Source organism: Sphingomonas sp. LHG3443-2, from assembly GCF_049896405.1.
Lineage (GTDB): Bacteria > Pseudomonadota > Alphaproteobacteria > Sphingomonadales > Sphingomonadaceae > Sphingomicrobium.
On sequence record NZ_JAFCUG010000001.1, the window covers coordinates 1,511,000 to 1,530,970 of the forward strand.

General features: G+C 61.7%; 17 protein-coding genes. 9 read left to right on the forward strand and 8 right to left on the reverse strand.

Features of this window, described 5'->3' with window-relative positions; all coding sequences use genetic code 11:
- From ACP69Z_RS07640 to ACP69Z_RS07650, 3 genes are read left to right on the forward strand one after another with little or no spacing between them, the layout of a single operon-like run.
- Nucleotides 1-918, forward strand: a complete 918-nt coding sequence (locus ACP69Z_RS07640; protein WP_426266912.1) for a class I SAM-dependent methyltransferase — start codon at nucleotides 1-3, stop codon at nucleotides 916-918.
- Complete coding sequence (locus ACP69Z_RS07645) at nucleotides 918-1,592, forward strand: SDR family NAD(P)-dependent oxidoreductase (RefSeq protein WP_426266913.1); 675 nt, start codon at nucleotides 918-920, stop codon at nucleotides 1,590-1,592. The genes ACP69Z_RS07640 and ACP69Z_RS07645 overlap by 1 nt, the downstream gene beginning before the upstream one ends.
- Complete coding sequence (locus tag ACP69Z_RS07650) at nucleotides 1,576-2,661, forward strand: 3-dehydroquinate synthase (protein WP_426266914.1); 1,086 nt, start codon at nucleotides 1,576-1,578, stop codon at nucleotides 2,659-2,661. The genes ACP69Z_RS07645 and ACP69Z_RS07650 overlap by 17 nt, the downstream gene beginning before the upstream one ends.
- A gap of 22 nt (nucleotides 2,662-2,683) precedes the next feature.
- Here the strand turns inward: ACP69Z_RS07650 and rfbG are convergent, their stop codons facing one another.
- The 3 genes from rfbG to ACP69Z_RS07665 form a co-directional block, all read right to left on the reverse strand.
- The gene (gene rfbG / locus ACP69Z_RS07655) at nucleotides 2,684-3,766 is read right to left on the reverse strand and encodes a CDP-glucose 4,6-dehydratase (protein WP_426266915.1); all 1,083 of its coding nucleotides are present in this window, start codon (nucleotides 3,764-3,766) and stop codon (nucleotides 2,684-2,686) included.
- Nucleotides 3,733-4,512: a glucose-1-phosphate cytidylyltransferase gene (gene rfbF, locus ACP69Z_RS07660; protein ID WP_426268068.1), complete on the reverse strand. Its 780-nt coding sequence runs from the start codon at nucleotides 4,510-4,512 to the stop codon at nucleotides 3,733-3,735. Before rfbF ends, rfbG begins: the two co-directional genes overlap by 34 nt.
- Nucleotides 4,513-4,577: 65 nt before the next feature.
- Nucleotides 4,578-6,209 carry an ArnT family glycosyltransferase gene (locus ACP69Z_RS07665; RefSeq protein WP_426266916.1) on the reverse strand — a complete coding sequence of 544 codons (1,632 nt, stop codon included), beginning with the start codon at nucleotides 6,207-6,209 and terminating at the stop codon, nucleotides 4,578-4,580.
- Between the two features lie 547 nt (nucleotides 6,210-6,756).
- Between ACP69Z_RS07665 and ACP69Z_RS07670 the strand changes: the two genes are divergently transcribed.
- A complete protein-coding gene (locus ACP69Z_RS07670; RefSeq protein WP_426266917.1) occupies nucleotides 6,757-6,906 on the forward strand; it encodes a hypothetical protein in 150 nt (49 codons plus the stop codon).
- Nucleotides 6,907-7,661: 755 nt separating this feature from the next.
- Here the strand turns inward: ACP69Z_RS07670 and ACP69Z_RS07675 are convergent.
- The 3 genes from ACP69Z_RS07675 to ACP69Z_RS07685 form a co-directional block, all read right to left on the reverse strand.
- Nucleotides 7,662-7,967 carry a hypothetical protein gene (locus tag ACP69Z_RS07675; RefSeq protein WP_426266918.1) on the reverse strand — a complete coding sequence of 102 codons (306 nt, stop codon included), beginning with the start codon at nucleotides 7,965-7,967 and terminating at the stop codon, nucleotides 7,662-7,664.
- Between the two features lie 273 nt (nucleotides 7,968-8,240).
- Entirely contained in the window at nucleotides 8,241-9,119 is an 879-nt protein-coding gene (locus tag ACP69Z_RS07680; RefSeq protein WP_426266919.1) for a DUF6538 domain-containing protein, read from the reverse strand.
- 334 nt (nucleotides 9,120-9,453) lie between these two features.
- Complete coding sequence (locus ACP69Z_RS07685) at nucleotides 9,454-9,975, reverse strand: hypothetical protein (protein WP_426266920.1); 522 nt, start codon at nucleotides 9,973-9,975, stop codon at nucleotides 9,454-9,456.
- 29 nt (nucleotides 9,976-10,004) lie between these two features.
- Between ACP69Z_RS07685 and ACP69Z_RS07690 the strand changes: the two genes are divergently transcribed.
- The 3 genes from ACP69Z_RS07690 to ACP69Z_RS07700 all read left to right on the forward strand — a co-directional run bounded on the left by ACP69Z_RS07690 (nucleotide 10,005) and on the right by ACP69Z_RS07700 (nucleotide 13,640).
- The gene (locus tag ACP69Z_RS07690) at nucleotides 10,005-11,000 is read left to right on the forward strand and encodes a DNA cytosine methyltransferase (RefSeq protein WP_426266921.1); all 996 of its coding nucleotides are present in this window, start codon (nucleotides 10,005-10,007) and stop codon (nucleotides 10,998-11,000) included.
- A 78-nt stretch (nucleotides 11,001-11,078) separates the two neighbouring features.
- On the forward strand, nucleotides 11,079-13,346 hold the full coding sequence (locus ACP69Z_RS07695) for an ATP-binding protein (protein WP_426266922.1): 2,268 nt from the start codon (nucleotides 11,079-11,081) through the stop codon (nucleotides 13,344-13,346).
- A gap of 63 nt (nucleotides 13,347-13,409) precedes the next feature.
- Nucleotides 13,410-13,640 carry a hypothetical protein gene (locus tag ACP69Z_RS07700; RefSeq protein ID WP_426266923.1) on the forward strand — a complete coding sequence of 77 codons (231 nt, stop codon included), beginning with the start codon at nucleotides 13,410-13,412 and terminating at the stop codon, nucleotides 13,638-13,640.
- Between the two features lie 670 nt (nucleotides 13,641-14,310).
- Here ACP69Z_RS07700 and ACP69Z_RS07705 read toward each other — a convergent pair.
- The gene (locus ACP69Z_RS07705; protein WP_426266924.1) at nucleotides 14,311-16,926 is read right to left on the reverse strand and encodes a DEAD/DEAH box helicase; all 2,616 of its coding nucleotides are present in this window, start codon (nucleotides 16,924-16,926) and stop codon (nucleotides 14,311-14,313) included.
- A complete protein-coding gene (locus tag ACP69Z_RS07710; protein WP_426268069.1) occupies nucleotides 16,926-18,455 on the reverse strand; it encodes a site-specific DNA-methyltransferase in 1,530 nt (509 codons plus the stop codon). The genes ACP69Z_RS07705 and ACP69Z_RS07710 overlap by 1 nt, the downstream gene beginning before the upstream one ends.
- 562 nt (nucleotides 18,456-19,017) lie before the next feature.
- Between ACP69Z_RS07710 and ACP69Z_RS07715 the strand changes: the two genes are divergently transcribed.
- Both ACP69Z_RS07715 and ACP69Z_RS07720 read left to right on the forward strand, forming a co-directional pair.
- Nucleotides 19,018-19,221, forward strand: coding sequence for a hypothetical protein (locus ACP69Z_RS07715; RefSeq protein WP_426266925.1), 204 nt, complete (start codon nucleotides 19,018-19,020; stop codon nucleotides 19,219-19,221).
- Nucleotides 19,222-19,306: 85 nt separating this feature from the next.
- Nucleotides 19,307-19,966 (forward strand): hypothetical protein, encoded by a 660-nt coding sequence (locus ACP69Z_RS07720; RefSeq protein WP_426266926.1) that lies wholly within the window; start codon nucleotides 19,307-19,309, stop codon nucleotides 19,964-19,966.
- The last annotated feature ends 5 nt before the right edge of the window (nucleotides 19,967-19,971 follow it).

Genomic DNA, 19,971 nt, shown 5'->3' on the forward strand with positions numbered 1-19,971 from the left:
GTGATCGACAGTGAATTTCCGCGCCGGAACTGCCCTGCCTGCGGAGCCGATCAGCCGCGCGACGAGGTGTTCAGCGAGCGCCGCGCGGAGACGGTCAGCCTTGAGGAACTGCGGCCGTTCTGGGCCGGGCTGTTCAAGGAGAAGGTGTTCTTCACCTACGCCCGCTGTCAGTCGTGCGACCAGATGTACACGCCGCACTTCTTCACTAGTGCGCAGCTTGGCGAACTCTACGCCAACATGGCGCCGAACATGGAGGATGTACCGGGCCCCGCACTGGAAGCCACGCAGCGCGATTACTGGCGCGAGGCACGCAAGACTGCGCCGCTAGATGGCGGCTTTCTCGAGATTGGCCCCGACATCGGCTACATCGTCCGCGACGCCGCGCTCGAAGTGAAGTACGACCACTACTGGCTTTTCGAACCCAACCGCGCGGTGCACGCGGAACTGGCTGCTGCCACGAACGGCAAGCCGCACACCATTTCGACCGACATGGACGATCTGTCGCCAGTGCCGGACGGCAGCATCGGACTTGCCGTGATGGTTCACGTGCTCGACCACCTGCTCGATCCGGCGGCGATACTGTCTCAGATCCGTACCAAGCTGAAGCCGGGCGGCGCGCTGATGATCGTCACGCACAACGAGAAGTCGCTGCTACGGTTGCTGATGGGGGTGAAGTTCCCGCCCTTCTGCCTGCAGCATCCCGAACTCTACAATCCGAACACCATGACCAAGCTGCTCAAGCGGGCCGGCTACGAGACGGTCACCATCGGCCGCAGCCGCAACTATTTCCCGCTCGCCTTTATGATCCGCCAGGCGGCCTGGACGGCCGGCATCGACCTTGCGAAGGCGCCGCTGCCGCAGACCCCGATTGGGCTGAAGCTCGGCAACATGCTGACGCTGGCCAAGGTCGCGGCGTAGTGAAGCAGGCGATCGTCTTCGGCGGCGGCGGTCAGATCGGCGCGGCCTGCTGCGACGCGCTCGAGCGCGACGGTCACGCGGTGCTCGCGACGGGTCGCGTCGCCGGTGATGGCGTCTATGCCTATGATCCGCTGCAGGACGCGGACGCGATTCCCGGTGATGCGGCCTTTGATGTCGCGGTCTGGGCGCAAGGCGCCAACATCAACGACAGCGTCGCCAACTTCGATGTCAGGGAGCACCGCGACCTGTACGACGCCAATGTCCTGTTCGTCGCGGCGAGCATGAATGCGTTGCTGACCTCAGGCCGTTTGCGGGACGGCGCTCGCCTGGTGGTGATCAGTTCGGTCTGGCAGCGCGTGGCCCGCCGCAACAAATTCTCCTACATGGTGACCAAGGCGGCGATCCAGGGGCTGGTTCAGTCGGCCGCGCTCGACCTGGCGGAGCGAGGCATGCTGGTGAACGCGGTGCTGCCAGGCGCGCTGGACACGCCGATGACCCGCGCCAATCTCACGCCCGAGCAGATCGATCGGCTCGCCGCCATGACCCCGTTCGGCCGCCTTCCCGCAGTTGACGATGTCGCCAAGCTCACCGCCTTCCTCTGCAACGAACAGAGTAGCATCACCGGCCAGTTTGTGTCGGTCGATCTGGGATTTGAAAATGCAAAGCTTATTTGAGATCCAGTCGGCGTCCGGCAGCCATCCGGTGCTCCTGTCCGAACAGCGGGTGCGGGATGTCGTCGAGGCCTGCGAAGGCACGATCATCCTCGCCGATGGCTTCTTCCGCGATCAGCTGCAGGGATTGTCGCGTCCCGTCCTGTTCATCGAGGCGACTGAGGAAGCCAAGGATTTTACTGCGATCGCCCCGCTAGTCGAGGAATGCCGCCGTCTCGGACTCGCCCGCAACGGCCACATTCTCGCGGTCGGTGGCGGGGTGGTGCAGGACATCGCCTGCTTCATCGCCACCGTCTACATGCGCGGGGTAAAGTGGACCTTCCTGCCAACCACCCTGCTGGCGATGGTCGACAGCTGCATCGGGGGCAAGAGCTCGGTAAATGTCGGCGCCTTCAAGAACCTCGTCGGGTCGTTCTATCCTCCCGAGCGGATCGTCGTTCCGACCGCGGCGGTCGAGACGCTGCCGCCCGAGCATGTCGCGGCGGGCCGGTGCGAGGCCGCCAAGATCTGCTTCGCGCGCTCGGACGAGATCTTTACGAACTATCTCGGGCAGGCGAGCGATATCGAAGGCGTCGCCTCGATCGTTGCCCTGTCGCTGGGGGCCAAGAGGTGGTTCGTCGAAGTCGATGAGTTCGATCAGAATGAGCGGCTGCTGCTCAACTTCGGTCACAGCTTCGGCCATGCGCTGGAGAGCTGCACCGATTATCTCGTCACCCATGGTGTCGCGGTTGGGGTCGGCTGCCTTGCCGCGGTAGAGATGAGCGCGGCGGCCAACCCAGCGCTGAAGCAGGTACCCCGGGTGTCCGCGCTGATCGAAAACCTGCTTGAAATCCTGGGCGGCCTCGACGGTTTGCCGGCAGCGCTTGAGGGCGTCAGCCGCGAGGATTTCTTCCGCTATTGGCAGAGCGACAAGAAGCACAACCCGAACGCCTATCGCCCGATCCTGCTTGACGAGCAGGGCTTCCTCTATCGTGCGGAGCTGATCCGCGACGCGGCGGCCGACAATGCGATCTGGGGTGGGTTCGAAGCGGCGCGCCGCAAGGTCGCGGAGCAGGCGCGCATCGGCGCCTGAGCCACCAAGCGGCGGCCGGGTGCTAGCCTAGCCGCCGCATGTAATCGTCGATGTGCGCGAGCGAGATACTGCGGGCGTCGCCCGACCGGTCCACTTCCTTGTGCCACTCGACGACCTTGTCGAGCGCTTCCTCCAGCCGCAGGCGCGGGCGCCAGCCGAGCTCGGACCTGGCCTTGCTGCAGTCGAGCCGGAGCAGGGTGGCCTCGTGCGGCTGCGCGCCTTCGGGCTTCACCCACTTCGATGACCCGCCCCAGGCCTGGAGCATTCGCTCGACCATCCAGCCGACAGGCTGCGTGTCCTCGTCCGAGGGCCCGAAATTATAGGCAGTCGCCACCTTCCGGTCGCCCGCCATCAGCCGGTGGGCGATGATGAGGTAGCCGCCCAGCGCCTCCAGCACATGCTGCCACGGTCGAACCGAATTGGGGTTGCGGATTTCGACGTCACGGCCGGCGAGGAGCGCACGGACAATGTCCGGAACCAGCCGGTCGAGCGCCCAGTCGCCGCCGCCGATAACGTTGCCGGCGCGAACCGAAGCGATCGCCGGATTGTCCGGATAGGAGCGGCGGTAGGCGGAGATGACCAGTTCGGCCGCGCCCTTGCTGCTGCTGTACGGATCATAGCCGCCCATCGGATCGCTTTCGCGATAAGGCCAAATCCACTCCTGATTCTCGTAGCATTTGTCCGTCGTAATGCAGACCACCGCCCTGACCGACGAGGTTTGCCGACACGCTTCGAGCACGTGAACGGTGCCCATGATATTGGTTGCATAGGTCTCGACAGGGTGATCGTAGGAATATCGCACCAGCGGCTGAGCGGCGAGGTGAAGCACTAGCTCGGGCTGCACTTCGCCGATGACCTGTCGGACAAGTCCTTCGTCGCGGATGTCACCAATGCGGTGGTCGATCAGTTCGGCAAGCCCGGTCTGGTCGAAGAAGCTCGGCTGCGAAGGCGGCGGGAGAGACAAGCCGGTGACCTCTGCGCCGAGCTTGTGCAGCCACAAGCTGAGCCAGCCACCCTTGAAACCGGTGTGCCCGGTGACCAGGACGCGCCGGCCTTTCCAGTTCTCCGGCCTCACCAGCACTTCCACGGTGCTCCCTGCTGCCACAACTCCTCGAGGTAGAGCTTGTCGCGGAGCGTATCCATGGGCTGCCAGAACCCGTCGTGGCGGTAGGCGACAAGCTCACCCGCCTGCGCCAGCTTCTCGAGCGGTTCCTGCTCCCAAATGCTGTCGGGGCCGTCGATCAAGTCGATCACTGACGGATCAAGAACGAAGAAGCCACCGTTGATAAGCCCTCCATCTCCCGCCGGCTTTTCGCGAAAGGAGCGGACTAGCTCTCCGTCGAACTCCAGCGCTCCGAAACGGCCCGGTGGAGCAACAGCGGCGATCGTCGCCTTTCGCTTGTGCTCGGCATGAAACTTGAGCTGCGCCGACACGTCGATTGCGGCAACACCGTCTCCATAAGTGAAGCACAAGGGTTCATCGGGATTGAGATGCTCGGCCACTGCCTTCAGTCGGCCACCGGTCATGGTGTCGGCCCCGGTATCCACAAGCGTCACGCGCCAAGGCTCACTCCGCCCCCGGTGCACTTCCATTGCGTTTTTGGCGAGGTCGATGGTGACGTCGGCCGTATGGAGAAAGTAGTTCGCGAAAAATTCTTTGATGATGTAGCCTTTGTAGCCAAGGCAGATCACGAAATCGTTGATCCCATGGGCCGAATAGATCTTCATGATGTGCCACAGGACGGGCATCCCGCCGATCTCGACCATCGGCTTAGGTCGGATAGCGGTCTCCTCGCCCAATCGTGTTCCAAGGCCCCCGGCCAGGATAACGGCTTGCATTACACTCCCCATGCGCGGGATCGCGCTCACCTCACCTCTCTAAAAGTGGTGCAGTGCTTGTGCCACCCTCGACAGGTTCATTGCTGTGTTGGGACGGCTACAATCCTGACGATGGGTCCGCCGACTTTACCGCGAACAGGGCGAAACAGCGCTACCGTCCGGCCTCCGCTCAGGATGGTGCGATAGGATCGAAGCGCGCCCGGAAAGCGATTGGCTTCCTCAACGTAGAGATCGTAATAGGTAAGAATCGCGTAATCGGCCCGGCAGCTCTGGCTGACGGGGGCTGGAATGCTGCCCAGGTCGACAATGGGGCTTTCAGCCCGCGCCTTCTCGACCTGGTCATAATTGACTTCGCCGCGAAGCAAGCTTCGTGCGTCCCGGCAGCCGGCGCTGCCCACCGGGAAGAGGAAACGAAAAGGCTTGTCTCGAAGGCCGAGCTCCATGTGTTCAAGGACCACGCTGCTACCCGGCCGCGCATGGGCAGTCAGCCATCGTGCCGCGAGCGTCCGCGTGTCCGTCGCACGTTCGCGGATCTGCCCGACGGCACTCACGGCACTTTGTGCCAAGCCAATCAAGCTGAGGAGGGCGATGGCGGCAGGAGCCCTGATCTTGAGAACTTGCCCGGTAGTCAGCGCCAACCGCTGTATGCCCACGGCAGCAAAGATGGCGAGATAGGGAATGCCGGGCACGAGCCACCGCGACCAGATCAGGCTCTGGGCGCTGATGCCGATCATGAACAGGCCGAAAGCGGGCAGGACGACATAGCGCGCGACGCGATTCCCACTCGCCACCAAGAGGCCGATCAGTGCAAGCCCGAGCCCGAGCCAGCCCATGGCCTGCTCCGCATAGACCGACACATAAGTCCACAGATTGCCAACGAAGCCGGTGCCGGTATGGCCCAGATGTTGAGGCCTGGCTTCATTGCTGAGATTGGCGACAACGATTTGATAGTCGAAAAGGAGAAAAGGCGAGCAAAGGAAGAGCCCCGCCAGGGTGCCGCCGGCCGCGATGCCGACGTAAGCTGCGCCTTGACGTACCGAGAGCCGGCCGGTCCTTACCAGCAGCAAACAGGCACCGATAACAGCGACGAACACGGTTGCGGCGGGCCACTTGGTGGCGATAGCGGCGCCGGTGAGCAGCCCGCTGAACAGTGCGTCGCGTCGCCGCCCCGACTTTACCAATCGCATCGCGACGAAGATGACCAGCAGCATGAAGAAGCTGGCCTGGTTGTCGGTCCGGATGACCTGTGACCAAGCCATGTGGAGAGAGTTGAGCGCAACGAAGAGGCCGGAAAGCACGGCGACGGTAAGCCCGAACAAGCGCTTGGCGATGGCAAAGGTGAGTGCGGCGCAAGCTGCACCGATCAACGCCATCACGACCCTTACCGGCAGAAAAGCGATGGTTGGGTCGGCATAGGCGGCGCTGATGAAATCGCCTACCGACCGGAAGCTGCCGGCAAGAAAGCCAACAAGAAACGTTGCGATCTGGATCAGAGCGGTAAGGTAGATGGTCGTTGAGCCGGGATGACCGAACCATCGGGGATTGAGCGTCCGATCGGCAATCAGCTGAGCCGCCTTGACCATGAACAGCGGCTCGTCGGGATCGTACAGGCTCGGAAGACCGAAGCCGATGTAAGCAAGCCGCAATGCCAGGGCCACAGCGAAGACAAATAGCAGCAGAATACGAGCTCTGCGCTCAACGATGTACACGATTGTCTCCACCTGGGTGCACGCACATAGTCAGCCGACGGCAAGCCAAGCAAGGCAAAGCCGCTCGGATATGCCGTCCCGAAACTTGCCACCAAGTCGCACTTACCGATTCCTTCGCGGAGCATGCGAGCCACTCGCCGATCTTGCGCTTTCCTCGCTCATTTGCCGTGGCAACATCTTGTGCAACTCGCCAGCACGATTCTAATGGTTGGCCGTTCGACGGAGGGTTTCGGAACTCCAGGGAGCCAGAGAACGTAGCGGAAGGATTTACGTTCGCCCGGCGATGACAAGATTAGTAGCACCAGTTCATCAGAGCAGGGGAGAAGCTTGCTCTGGAGGTCTTCAAAAAGCCGATCGGATGTAAAACACCGGCTTCTTTGCTCCACAATAGTATTATGATCGAGCGCACTCTCAACGACATGAGGGCGGGAGGAAGGTTGACCATCTCGCCGGGGGCGAGCTGGCCGTAATGCATGACACCGGAGTTGCTCTCGCCGCCTTATGAGGCTCGATTCACAACCTTCACATCATTGTGAATCGAGGAATCATGCTGCCGCAAGGGGTCGAAGATTTCGCTGGTGCAGTGTTTGAGGGGCTGCAGCAAGGTAATGCTGCTGATGCCGCCATCTGGGAGGCAGAGCTTGAATCGCTATTCGCCGAAATGAAGGCTGTAGCTGGCGAGTTCAGCCAGCTTTGATGCCCACCAGATACCTTTATTAGCGCACGTCCGCTTGTAGGAAGCAGCGAGCGGACCCTGGACGGCTGCTAGTGGGTCTGATCAGCCACCTATGGCGACGTTCCTCACCTTATCGTCTCTAAGCCCGTTCACCTGGATGATGTGAGGATCCATGCCGGCATAAGACGGTTGGCCTTGCCGGTGAGAATGATGCGCTGGTCCCGCCTCGGATTGCGCCGGTCCACCAGCAGCGCGTCCTCGATGTTCCTGAGCTATAGATCGAACCCGAGGGTGCAGGTCATCGCCACCAATGCTGCTAATGGTGATCCAAGGTCGACTGGGCTCCCGCGCCGCTCTAGGTGCACGAAGAGGAGCTTCCGCAACTCGTCCGCTCGCGGAGGCTCCGCTGTCGGCTCGATGACGACGCGATTGCCTTCGTGCGTAATCAGGTAAGGCTCTCCTTTCGCTCCGCAAGCGGGCCCGTACACTCCGTCGGCCACGTCAATGACCTCAAGCCAAACTGCAGCAGCCTCTACCGAGCGGAAGACGAGCAACGGCTCGTCAGCAACGACAAAGAGGGCTTTCGCAGTCGACTGCGCTGCATGATTCAACATCTCAGCATCGTCCTAGCTGTGCCGTTGAGGAGTCACCTGCGCTCTCTCAGCAATGGCGTAGTTCAGCGCACAGGCATTCCACCTGCACCGCACAAGCCAGCTCGATTCTCAGCCATTCTACCTCCGATCCCCGGACATATGTTTCACAGTTAGCTAGCGGCCTCACCAGCAGCTTAAGCGAACTTCTCGCGCCTTCTTATCGAAGACGAGGGAAGAGCATCGATCAAGAACGTCCGCACCGAGCTTGATCTGTTCCGTCCGGGGCTTCTTGCCCTTTGCAACCACTACGATCTCGTCAGGATCCGCTCCAGCTTCAGGAATGCTTCGAGCTGAACCAAAATCATGAGTGCGCACTCGAAGCTCACCAAGCGAAAGCGTTCCAACGTACATTGGTCGTTCCAATTGCAAGAGCCGCACCGGCCGCTTCACGCCGAAAGCGATATCGAGCAATTCAACATCGAACTGCACTCGAAGTGGACCGCCACCGATATGAATCAAGGCAAAGCGCTGCCATATGAAGTCCGGCTTCCGTGGTCTTGTTCGCAGGTTCGAAGACCTCTACCTGAACACCTTCCTCTAAGTCTTGGAAGATCTTCGATTCCGATCGCTGCACTTTCCAATGTCTGATGAACGGACCGACCGAGACTTCACTTGGGCCGACGGCGACCGCCAGGGCCAAGCGCGCTTGATAACCGTGACCGCCTTTCAACATTGGGACGAGCCGCCTCGACTCATCGTTTTTTATGGTTTTTTCCTCCCCATCTTCCAGGAGCACATAGTCGCTGATGTCGAGGTACACGATGTCGCCATCGCGGCGCACATCAGCCAGCGCCACTTGGCCCACTTCCTCCAATCGCGCAGCCGCATATTCGGCCGAAGTCGTGACTTTTTGGGCCGGTGGCGGCGCTTGTCTAAGCGGGCACGATTGAAGTCTTCTTCGGCCGGTCGCTTCTCGTCGAGAACGACAAGCAGCGCTCGGGCGATCTCTTCGTCGGAGAAGCGTTCAGCTTCAGGACTAAAGCGCTGAATTCGTTTGGCGGCGTTGAGGAGGTGAATTTGCCAGACCTTCTCCGGCTCGTGCCAGCGTGTGCGGATCCAATTGGTCCCGACCTGCTCGGCATCGCCTCTGTAGAATTCGGTGATTATGCTGTCGAATCGTGAGGAATCTCCAAGCACGGCGCTCCAATCGGTGTTCATTGCCGGTCCCGCAATCGCCGGAGGGAACATTTGCTTGGCGCTGGCCGAATAGCGGGCGCCGACGCCTGCATCCAGTTCCATCAGAGTCAGTAGGAGCCGCTGCTGACCTGACAAGTCGCTGCCGTTGTTTGCCGGACCCTCACACCACCGCCTGACAACCGCCCCTGGCGTCGGCAGCAGCGTCCCTTCGGCAAGCTTGCGCCTGGCTTCGGCAAGGTCGCGTTCGAACTCGGCATTTAGCCGAGCAAACGGCTCCTTGGCGGCGACAGGGTCCTTGGTGCCGAGCGTGATCTTGCGCTCGCGTTTCCCATCGAATGCCGGCCACAGGGGCTGTGGAATGGCCCGGCGAAAGTAAAGCTGCCCGGTACGAGGGTCTTTGAAGGGCGTAGCCATGCTGGATTTCTTCACGGTTTCTGTACCCATGTTCTGTACACATGATGGGTAAAGAGGCCGTAAAACCAGCGCTTTCCGAGCCTTGAGCTCGGATGGTGACCCCTACGGGAGGGGTCGCCTAGCAAAAAAGACCAACGAAAACAGTAACGGTTAACCTGGTTCAGCTCGTGTGTGTCACCTCACACTGAGTCTGAAAGTGTCACCTGTCAAGGTCCGCTTGTGCCCTTCGCAGCAGTCCAGGTCAGATGACGCAAACCGCGTCGAAGGACCTTCACCCGGTCGATACAGCTGAAGATCAGTCTGCCGAAAAGCCGCGCCGGAATGGCGTAGTTGGTGCGGCGGCGGTTGGCTAAAGTATCCTTGTTCACCTTGGCCGAGGCTTGGCCGACGAGTTTCGCATCGCTCGGGACAAATGAGCGTGGTCTTGAGCACGACGGAGCACCGCCAACTGCTCGATCACGAGTTGGGGATCAAAGCGGTCCTCTAGGTAGTCCCGGAGCCCCTGCATCGCCCGCCGCCCGAGCGACTGCCTTTCCCTCTCGTTCAACACGACCGAAGCAGGAGGCGCTCCTTCGGCTAACCTGGGTTGTCGGGAAGCGCGGCGGCGGTTGGTCGGCAAGAGGTTGGGCGCGGCCTCCACTTGCAGGACAGGGCTTTCCTGAAGAATGCGGACCCGCTCTTCGGCGTAGCGCCAAAGCTTCCTTGCGCCGGCTGACTGGCTCCGAATTTTTCTGTGCACGGCGCGCGACACCGTTGACTGACTCACGCCGGCTTCCTCGCCGATCACCCGCTGCACGGGCATGCCCTGAAGGACCAAGCGCTCAGCAAGCAGCGCCAGATCGATGCCGGCCGGCTGCTCGTCTGCCCTGTCCGATTCGGCTTGCATGCATGAATAAATGCATTAACCTCATGCATATGCAAGAGACGACTTTCGTCGACATGTTCAGCGGTGCAGGCCTCTTTAGTGCTGGAGCGGTTCAGGCCGGCATGCGGCCGCTGCTCGCTGTGGACGTGTCGAAGGAGGCGATCGCTACCTACAACCGAAACGTTGGGCCGGTCGCCGTGGTCGGCTCAGTGACCGATTTTCACGACGTCCCGAGAGCGGACGTCCTCCTTGCCGGACCCCCCTGCCAAGGTTTCTCAACTCTCGGCAGACAGGACCCGCTAGACGCGAGGAACGCCCTGGCGTTGACAGTCCCGCGCTGGGCGGAAGTTTGTGCGGCCTTGGTCGTGGTGGTCGAGAACGTCCCTCCCTTTCCACGCTCGGCACACTGGCGCGAGATGGCGGTGGAGTTCCAACGGCTGGGTTACAATGTAGACACCTGGGAACTGGAAGCAGCCGACTACGGCACGCCGCAGCTACGCCGTCGATCCTTCACTGTTGCATCACGGGTCGGCCGGGTGGAACGACCGGAACCCGGACTGGCGCGGATCAGCGCGGGGGACGCCCTCAACAGGAAAGTCTTGCCGGACGACCCGATGCACCGCTGGCCGACCCCGACCGGGATCGCCGCCGACAGGATCGCGCTGGTCCCACCCTGTGGGGACAAGCGGGACATCATGAAGGCCGCTCCCCACCTTTGTCCGCCGTCTTGGGCCAAGGTCGGGTGCCAAGCTACCGACGTTTGGGGGAGGATCGATCCAGCTCGGCCGGCGAACACGCTCCGTTGCACGTTCCAGAACCCGTCAAAAGGGCGCTATCTGCATCCGACGGAAAACCGCACGCTCTCGCTTCGCGAGGGAGCGCGACTGCAGGGCGTTCCCGATTGCTGGCAATTTGAGGGGCGACCTTATCCCGTCGCTCGCCAGATCGGCAACGGAGTGCCGGTGCCGCTGGCAGCGGCGGTCCTGACCGCCGTTCAGGCTGCCATCACGAGCGCCGGCGCAACCAGCACCAAGCTCGCGGCCTGATCAGCTTCGAAGCATATGACCTAGTTACTCGCTGTAGCGAGGCTTCCATTCGTCTCACTCGCGCTGCATCATCGGCCTATGAACAAGCCGAACCTCGCAGTAGCCGCCGCCAACGATCCCCTCGCCGGAGCGGCCAACGCTGCACGCCCTGCAACCTTCCCGCTTCGCATTCAGGGCGGAATGCTCGAAGCCTTGGGCATCAACATGTATGCGACGATCGGCAAATGCCTGGTTGAATTCGTCGCCAACGCCTACGATAGCGAAGCCGATCTGGTGGAGATCAGCGTTCCAGCCGACGACATTCAGGCCGCCCGTGCGGCGGTCAAGGCGGCCGCGAAGGAAGAGGTCGAAAGGCAGCAGCGCGACCCGTTCACAGTGCTGCTGACGCCGCTGCCAGACAATATCGCTATCGTGATCAAGGATAACGGGCACGGCATGTCGCCCGAAGACGTCGAGAAGAAGTTTCTTCCCATCAACCGCAAGCGGCGCCTGGACGATTCCGGTCAGGAAACCGTCCTCACCTCGGAGACTGGCAAGCGCAACGTCATGGGGCGCAAGGGCCTGGGCAAGCTGGCGGGGTTCGGCGCAGCTACGAAGGTCGTCATCCGGACCAAACGCGAAGGCGAAACCTTCGCTACCACGTTCGTGCTCGACGATGAAGCCATAAAGAGCGCGGAGAACATCGGCGAAGTGGAAATCCCCGCCAGCTACGAAGACGCTCTACTGGCAGAGGACCATGGAACGACAATCACGCTGACCGGCTTGAAGGCGGACGCTGTGCGGTTCTCGACAGACACGATCGCCCGAACCATCCGCGAAGCCTTTTTCGGCATCGAACCAGCCGAGCTGGCCGTAAAGCTCAACGACGACCTGATCGAACCGGAAGAGGCCAGCTACGCCTACGTCTATCCGGAAGGCGCCAGCGCCGAAGCTCTGGCCGAGGCCGAGGTCCCAGTAGAGGACATCACCAAGCTGCCGATCCGCTACATGGTCGGCTTCAGGCCGAAGGGCGAGCACTTGCCGACTGCTCGGCGCGGCGCTCGGATCTACTGCAACAATCGGCTGGCCGCGGGTCCATCGCTGTTCGGGCTGCCGACCGGCATGCACAACTTCCACAGCCAGAGTTACATGGAGTGCATCGTTCGGGCCGACGACCTCGACCGACACGGCATCGACCTCGTCAACACCAACCGCACGCAGCTCCGCGAGGACAACGAAATCGTCCGCTCGCTGATCGCGTTCGTCGAGGAGGCGATGAAGAAGGCCTTGGCCGCCCATGCCAAGTGGAAGGAGGCGGTGGTCGACGAAGAGATCGAGAAGTCGACCAGCGCAAGGGCCATGATGCGGATCACCAACACCCTCGAAGGTAAGGCGAAGGCGTCAGCACAGAAGCTGCTCCGCACGCTGGCAGTCGAACATGGTCCGGACTCGAAAGAGTTCCTGGAACTGGCACCGCTGGTGGTTGAGTCGATGAACGCCGGCGAGGTGCTGATTCGATTGAGCGAGCTCGGCCACGACCCGCAATCGATCAAGAACATCGCCCTCAACCTGGTCGAGCTTGCCGACATCGAGAAGAGCGACGCGCTCAAGATCTACCGGGGCCGGCGCAACGGAATCAACGCCCTGTTGAAGCTGATCCGGGATGGCGAAGGAGAGTTCTGGAAGAAGAAGGGGATCGAGAAGGACCTCCATCAGCTGCTCAAGGAAGAGCCCTGGCTAATCAAATCGGAATACTCGCGCTATCTCACCAGCGACGAGCGGCTGGGCAACGTCGCCGACGCCCTGGCCGAGCACCTCGGCGTGGACGAGCACGCCAAGCTTGACGATCCGACCAGGCCCGACCTGGTGTTCGTGCTGAGCGACACCGACATGCCGCACCTCATCACCATCGTCGAACTGAAAAGCCCGTCGATCCCGCTCAACAACACGCATCTCGCCCAGCTGAAAACCTACATGGCCAAGGTAAAGCGCTACTGCTCCATGGAGTTGCAGCGGAACGTGACGGTGCACGGCCACCTCATTGGAGCAATGCCGGACGTCAAGACCAGCAACGACGACGAGTTGCTGCTCCTCTCAGAAATGGAGAAAAACGGTCCGAACTCCGACTGGGTCGTTGTGGGCGTTCGCGCGCTACTGGAGAAAGCCCAAGCAGCGCACGCCTCGGTCATCAAGGCACTGGAAAGCGACCTAAAGCGCGGCCTCGCGGGTGAAGACGACGAATCAAAGGCTCTTCCCTCCGGCGAAACCCAAGAAGAGGTCCTGCTCATCACGGACGGGAGCGAGGCCTTTGATGGGGTAAGCGCCGGGGACGTGCAAGGTGCGGAAGAGCCGCCCAGTCCTGCATGAGGCAACAGCGCCGACTACCCCGTCCGCACGGCTGCTGACCTGAAATTGCGTCGAGGAAGCCACGTGATCGTCTTCATTACCAAGCACTCGGCCACCGGCCAGATCTCGGAAGTCAACCGCACGATCGAGGAAGCCGGTCGGACGCTCTACGGGCATGGTGATGGCAGCTTTGCTGACGGCTCGCCATTCACGATTGAAACCATCCGCACCAAGATGGAGGACAGTGCCTCCATCGAGATTGTCTACCCGGACGGTGACGTCCTTATCTTGGAAAGGCACTTCGTGGCCGGCTGATTGACCCGCTACGCCGCAGGACCGCCCAGCGTCGCACGCGCGCGGTTCTTAACTCAAGCTGCCAAGAGGCAGCCAGTTAAAAGATGCTTCGATGAAGGTTGGAGTGCCAAGTTCCAGTGAATGGAAAAGGCGCTTCGAACTTATATAGGGAGCATAACGATGCTTACAGCTCACAATGACAATGTCAAGGCCGAAATGATGGCCATTCAGTATGAGGTCGCCGCGATGATCCTCGGCACAGGGTCGGCAGTTCCGGACGTATCCATCAGCCTTAGTGAGGATCCTCTCCGCAGCGCCGCGCGAGCCATCTATACCGGCTCCGGGCGCATAGCATTCCTTCCTCATGTTGCCATGATCGACGGTGTGCTCCACCTACGGGGTATCTGGGTCGTTGACGGTAGGAGCGAGTCTGACCGCGTCCTGCTGAGGCGGGGAGATCTCGTGCAGAATCCGGGCGGGAACTTCGGTGTCCTCACGAGGTGCAAGAGTGAGCCTCGTGAGTATCGGGTCGTCGAAGGATCGGGCATGACCGTTCGCTGCCATCGCGACCGACCTCGCCATGCCAGGCTGAGGATGAAGGATGCTCGGGGAGCCCTTGCTTTCCGTATGCTTCGCAAGCTTCAGTTGGCGGCTTAACAAAGACGACCTTCGGGAGCTTGCTCCCGAAGGTTTACCGCAGCGCGGCTGCCAGCCGCGTCGGAAAGTCTGGTGAGGAAGCTTCCACGGCAAGGATGAACTTCGTTTTCCCTTCGCTCACTTCCTCATACCTCCTGCCGACATTCGCTTTCTCCAGCGTGTCTTCGGCTTGGACGAGGTGAGCACCCTTATACTCGATCACGGCAATGCGACCGTCGGTGAGTTCAGCGACGAAGTCAGGAAAGAAACGCCCGCGAGAGGTGGGCAGCCAGAAAGACCCGTGCTGCTGGGGCACGTTCCTGACCCAGTGCTTGACCGCATCAGCCTCGTCGAGTGCCTTAGCGCACAGCAGTTCTTCTTCTCCATCGAAGGTGCCGACGGTGCCATAGAAATGCTTGGTCGGCCGCCAGCTGCCCTGATGAACGCGCGGCGGGTTGTAGCCGGCAGCTCCGAAGCGGAAGGCGTGGTCGCCGAGATCAAGAGCAGGAGCGATGTCGGTCAGGAGCAGCTGCAACCCGCGCTGGCCAGCAGCTTGCCGGAGCTCCGCCACCTGCCGCTCGATAGCGAGCTTCAGTGCGGCTTTACCCCGGACGATTGCGGCCAAGTCATAGCCGCGCTCGGCAACGAGGTGGCGAACGACGCGGCGGCAGAACTCGAGATAGACTATCGGTGTGGCATCAAGCTGGCGAGTGTTCGCGTCCAGCCATCGAGCAAGGCCAGCCTCGTCCATCGGACCGACGGCGGCGAGTGCCAGGTCCAGCTGTTGCTCGTCCTTGCGGAATTGCACCTGTCCATCGGCAATATCGAAGACGAGCGCTTCCGGCTCGTCGTGAAGGACGAAGCCGGGGAGGTCAGCTTGCACGCCCTCGAGCGTCCAGCCGCCGATCTCGAGCAAGCTCTCAGGCCAGACCAGATCCAACTGCTCGCCCTGATACATCGCCAACGCTGGCACGACCATGACCTCCCCGCGCTCGGCAGGCGAGCGTCGTTCGGCTCGCCTGGCAATGAAGCTAGCGACTGCCGGTCGGGCATCGTCCGCATTCGGGAGAGCGGCCAAGGCCTCGGCCGCGGCCATCAGCACCTCGTCTGGGGCGTTCTCGTCGAGCTCGACCTCGTATCCGGTGCGGCCTTCCCGGACGGTAACAATTTCCCGGACTGCCTGTGCGAACAGGCCGACGTTCGGCATGGCTGGCAGTCGGACCGGCGGGATGGCGGGCCCCTGCTGCATGTCGGGCAGGCCGATAGAGGGTGCCGAGGATCGTTCGGCCACGATGGCGTCACGGGCCGCTCGTTCGTCGAAGCCCATACCAACGAGCCTGTCCCGCAAGGCGTTCGCAGCGTCGTGGAAGCCCTGTCCGACGGCGAAGGCGTAAGCGTGGTTGAGGGCTTCCGTCGGCCGCCGCTGAGCAAAGGGCATGCGCAGCACACGGCCGAGCAATTGCTCGACCGAAGTCGCCGAGCGGATGTTCGCCACCGAGGCGAAGACGTAGGCGAAGGAGCAGTCCCAGCCTTCCTTGAGTGCCTCGACCGTAATGACGTGCTTCACCGTGCAGGCGGGATCGAACAGGTTGACGCCGTCGAGTTCCCGTTGGGTGCCGGTAGCGATCCGTATCTCGTCATCAGTTGCACCATGGGCGAGCAGAACCGCCTTCACGGCTTCCACCTTGCCTTCGGCGCCTGGCCGGGTCGCTTCCGCTTGGTAGAGCGCGATCGGCCGGATTGGTTCGCCCGCTTGCTCAGCAAGTTGCGCCAAGCCCTGCCGCCGCTGCATCGCGTGGACGACCACCGTCTGCCAGTCACCATGCTGAACGAGATGGATCGGCAGCTTGATCATCTGCTCGGCCTTGAGCTCGCCGGCGGTGGCCGATGAGATCACGTTGCTCGCCAGCGGCGTTGCAGTGAACTCGATGATGCTATCCGGGCGTAGCCTGGCGAGAGTCTGGCCGCTCAGCTCGGAGGTGAAGTTGTGCGCCTCGTCGACGATGACGATTGGGCGAACCATCGCCATCAGGTTGGCGAAGCTCCATGCGATCTCGCCGGGACGAGTGCGGCTGTCCGGCGGATTTCGCATGAGCATCTGCGGCAAGTCGCGATTCTTGAAGAAGCCCTCCAGCTCCTCGTCGTCCTGGTAGACCTTACGACCTGCTGCGTTCGACACGCGGAAGGACTGCACGGTGGCGACGATCACCGTCGCACCGGTGGCGAGGTCCTGCGGCTTCAGCGAGCGCCGGTCATCGATTGAGAGGCAGCGCACCGACTCTCCGAAAGCATCGCGCAGCGGCTCCAAGTAGGCGTGGCCGGGCGTCTGCAGCGCCTTCAGCGTCTGTTCGGCGATAGTGGTGGTGGGCACCAGCCATATCGCTACCGGATAGCGGGCCGCCTGCAGCGAGCGGCGATGTGCGACCCCGACGGCGCGACTGGCCAGCAGCGTCTTGCCGCCACCGGTCGGCAAGCGGAGGCAGCACCATGGTGTCTCCGGCAAGCCATCGAACGGCCGGTAGGCGGTTCGATACTGCCCAGGCTCGCCAACCTCGCAGGCGGCGTCGTAGGCAAGGTGATGCGGCTTGGTGGCGGCAACCTCTAGAAAACGGTCGAGAGCGGCAATGCCACGGTCCTGATAAGCCAGGCGGCGAATGCGATGCCCAGTCATCAGCGGGCCCTCACATCGTAAGGCGTTTGCCGGAAGACGACTTTCTCTGCTTCGAGGCGGGCAGCCCCGAGCTTGGTAGCTTCGCCATAGATGACCCACGGTCCCCGATGGTCCGGCAACTCGGACCTGAGCCGGGCCAGTAGGGTAGGGGTGAGGACATTGCCTCCACTGACAGAGCGATCGCCAAGGATGCCGTTGTAGAGGAGAGCAAGGGCAGTGCCTTCGTGAACTCCAAGGATTGGAGACCGGCGTTCTTCACCCGACCACTCCAGCGGCTGGTCGGTCTCAATCATCCAGACGTGGGCGGCCAAGCTGTCGAAGCGGACGCTACCCGAGATGCGGCCATCCTCATCAAAGGCGTTGTCGCCGAGGCGGTAAAAGCGATAGCCACCGCCGCCGGTCCAGTTCACCGCCTCGCTGACGCCGCCCTGCTCGCCGGCGATGACCTTGTCGAGTCGCGGCTTGCAGTGGGTGATTGCATGGTCACCCATCTCGATGCCAATCCAGCGACGACCCATCTTGTGGGCAACGGCAGCAGTGGTGCCGGAGCCGAGGAAGGAGTCGAGGACGAGGTCGCCGGGCTTGGTCGCGATGCGGATGATGCGCTGCATCAGGCGCTCAGGCTTTGGTGTCCCAAAACTGACGTCGGAGCCGAATAGAACATTCGCCTCCTTCTTGCTCTCGTCTGTGTGTCCAACCTCTTCGTGCGGCCACCAAGTCCAGGGGACAAGCCCTTCCACTTCGGAGAGGTATCGAATGATGCTGGGTTGCGCGTTGCCATCCTTGCCCCAGTAAACCCGGTTAGCTGCCTCGAGCTTCCGGAACTCGGACTCGATCATCGACCAGCAGCGGCCAGCCGGCGGCCTGTGTTCCTTTCCCGATGGCGACACAATCACATACATCTGATTGGGTCGGAAACCCTGTGCCGTCATCGGCAACCCGCGCCACCTCTTCGTTGGGTCGGTCTCCCGAGGGTTGTCGGGGTTGCGATAGATCTTGGCTTGGCGCTCATCGAGCGGCAGCTTGTTGCGATCAGCTTTGAAGCGCTCAGGCGATTTGGCGTAGACAGCGATGTATTCGTGCACATCGCCGATCGCCTCCCGGTTCTCACGGGAATACCGCTTTTGCCAAACTGCATTGGCAATGAAGTTCCGGCGCCCAAAGACTTCGTCCATGACGACCTTGAGGTAGTGCCCTTCATTGTCGTCAATTGAGACCCAAATCGAACCGTCCTGCGCCAGCAGCTCACGAAGCAGCACCAGCCGCGGGTAGATCATCGCCAGCCATTGGCCGTGCTCGAGATTGTCGTCGTATTGCTCAAACGCCGACCGCGTATTGTAGGGTGGATCGATGTAGATGCATTTCACCCGGCCGCGGTAGAACGGGACCAACGCCTTAAGCGCTTCCAGATTGTCGCCGTGGATGAGCAGATTGCTCGCATCGGCATTGCCGCCAGCCAGCTCCGGCACGGCGTCCAGCATCCGGTAAGCGACCCGATCGTGAGCGACCACATCCGCTCCGCGGGTCATCCAGTCCAACGTCGGCAAGCTTTCCCCCGCTCGGTTATTCTCTCTGCCCAGCCTAGACGCCAGATAGGCAGCCGTCACCAGCCACGAAGGAACCGCTGGATAGCCGATCGGAACTAAGTTTTTCGGGCGGACGCCTGCCTTTCTCCTCCCCTCTTCCAATCCTCCGAGAGCTGCATTAGCCTCCTCGTTGCTCACCTGCCGGTGAGCCAAGGCGTGAGAACCTTGTCTGTTGAAGTCGGATCGACCCTTTGGTCGACCGGATGGCGGGCGCGTATGTCCAGCCTCCGGGTAAAGGCGCTCGCGCCTGTTCAACAGCAGGTTCTCAACGTCCGGTTTTCCGGGGTCGGCACCAGCCTTCGGGAGGGTGCCGCCGGCTGCTTGCCAGCCGGCTTGTTGAGGGGGATTGCGTTGTGAAGAAGTGCCTCGTGTCTAATGGATCTATCGCCAATGCTGTTGGCCCTCGCCGACTACTCATGATGGCCTTGGTCGCCGCTCTGCCTACAGCTGCCGTAGCGGACCGGAGCGCCACCAAAACTGCCTGGACGAGCTCGCGCAAGCGGTGTTGGCGGTTTACATCGCCGCCTGTTATACCTTCGTCGTCTTCCAGCGCGAGCTGACAACCGCTCATTCCGAGCTGGACCTGCCGTGGGTTTTGCTCGCCTTCGCGGTCTTCGCTTTCATCGGCTGGAAGGTCAGCGGCATGCTCGTCCTGAAGGCTTACCGTGATCAGCTTGCGCGGGTCCGGGCGAACACCGGCTCGGCATAATAGGGCCGACGGGTCCGATTTTGGTTCTTGTCCTACAACAGACCGGGAGCGCCGACGTGGCGCCTCCAGTAGGAAGGACAGGACCATGGAAGACCCAAAAAAATCACCAAGCGTCAATGCAACTGCAGTCGGCAGAGCGGCGGCCGATCAGCTTGATTTCTCCTCCTCGGCCGAGTTTCAGCTACCCGGCTGCAGCCTAGAAGAGCAGGGTAGGGCAAGGGACTTCGCCGGCGATCAGAGCGGCGGCGCAACGGTGCCAGCCGACCCAGCGCCCCGGCCGATAAACCGTGAAGGATCACCAGCTGAAAGCGGGGTTGGGCATTCAGTGAAGCACGCTCAGGCAATTACGGGATACCAGCAGAACGACCCGCCAGAACAGCGTGCCCGAGCTGCGACACCGCCGGAAGAGCGAAGAAGTAACTCAGACGAGCAGCCAGCGGCCCAGCCCATTAGCGCGCCACAGGGAAAGGCAGCGACCGCAGTGGTCCTCCGTCCGGACATGACCGAGGAAGAGCTGGATCAAGCAGCTGATCGCCTGCGGCCTGCATCCGTGGAGCAACTGGCGATAGCCTTGGCAAGACGTTACGAGAGGACGATCCGCGGCATGCGCAAACGCGGAACCAAGTATGCACCTATTATGGCTGCGCTCGAACAAGGTCCCGACGGGGCCGAGTTCAAGAAGCACTTCGACGGCAATCATCGGAAGCTCAGTCGCTATCTTCGCGAGAAGTGTGCCAAGAACTGACAGTG

What these genes read in the sequence shown, in the direction of transcription:
- ACP69Z_RS07670 (WP_426266917.1), top strand. Translation starts at nt 6,757, where the DNA reads ATGCTGCCGCAAGGGGTCGAAGATTTCGCTGGTGCAGTGTTTGAGGGG.
- ACP69Z_RS07690 (WP_426266921.1), top strand. Translation starts at nt 10,005, where the DNA reads ATGCAAGAGACGACTTTCGTCGACATGTTCAGCGGTGCAGGCCTCTTT.
- ACP69Z_RS07710 (WP_426268069.1), bottom strand. Translation starts at nt 18,455, where the DNA reads ATGACCCGCGGAGCGGATGTGGTCGCTCACGATCGGGTCGCTTACCGG.
- ACP69Z_RS07685 (WP_426266920.1), bottom strand. Translation starts at nt 9,975, where the DNA reads ATGCAAGCCGAATCGGACAGGGCAGACGAGCAGCCGGCCGGCATCGAT.
- ACP69Z_RS07705 (WP_426266924.1), bottom strand. Translation starts at nt 16,926, where the DNA reads ATGACTGGGCATCGCATTCGCCGCCTGGCTTATCAGGACCGTGGCATT.
- rfbF (WP_426268068.1), bottom strand. Translation starts at nt 4,512, where the DNA reads ATGGGGAGTGTAATGCAAGCCGTTATCCTGGCCGGGGGCCTTGGAACA.
- ACP69Z_RS07650 (WP_426266914.1), top strand. Translation starts at nt 1,576, where the DNA reads ATGCAAAGCTTATTTGAGATCCAGTCGGCGTCCGGCAGCCATCCGGTG.
- ACP69Z_RS07720 (WP_426266926.1), top strand. Translation starts at nt 19,307, where the DNA reads ATGGAAGACCCAAAAAAATCACCAAGCGTCAATGCAACTGCAGTCGGC.
- ACP69Z_RS07680 (WP_426266919.1), bottom strand. Translation starts at nt 9,119, where the DNA reads ATGGGTACAGAAACCGTGAAGAAATCCAGCATGGCTACGCCCTTCAAA.
- ACP69Z_RS07695 (WP_426266922.1), top strand. Translation starts at nt 11,079, where the DNA reads ATGAACAAGCCGAACCTCGCAGTAGCCGCCGCCAACGATCCCCTCGCC.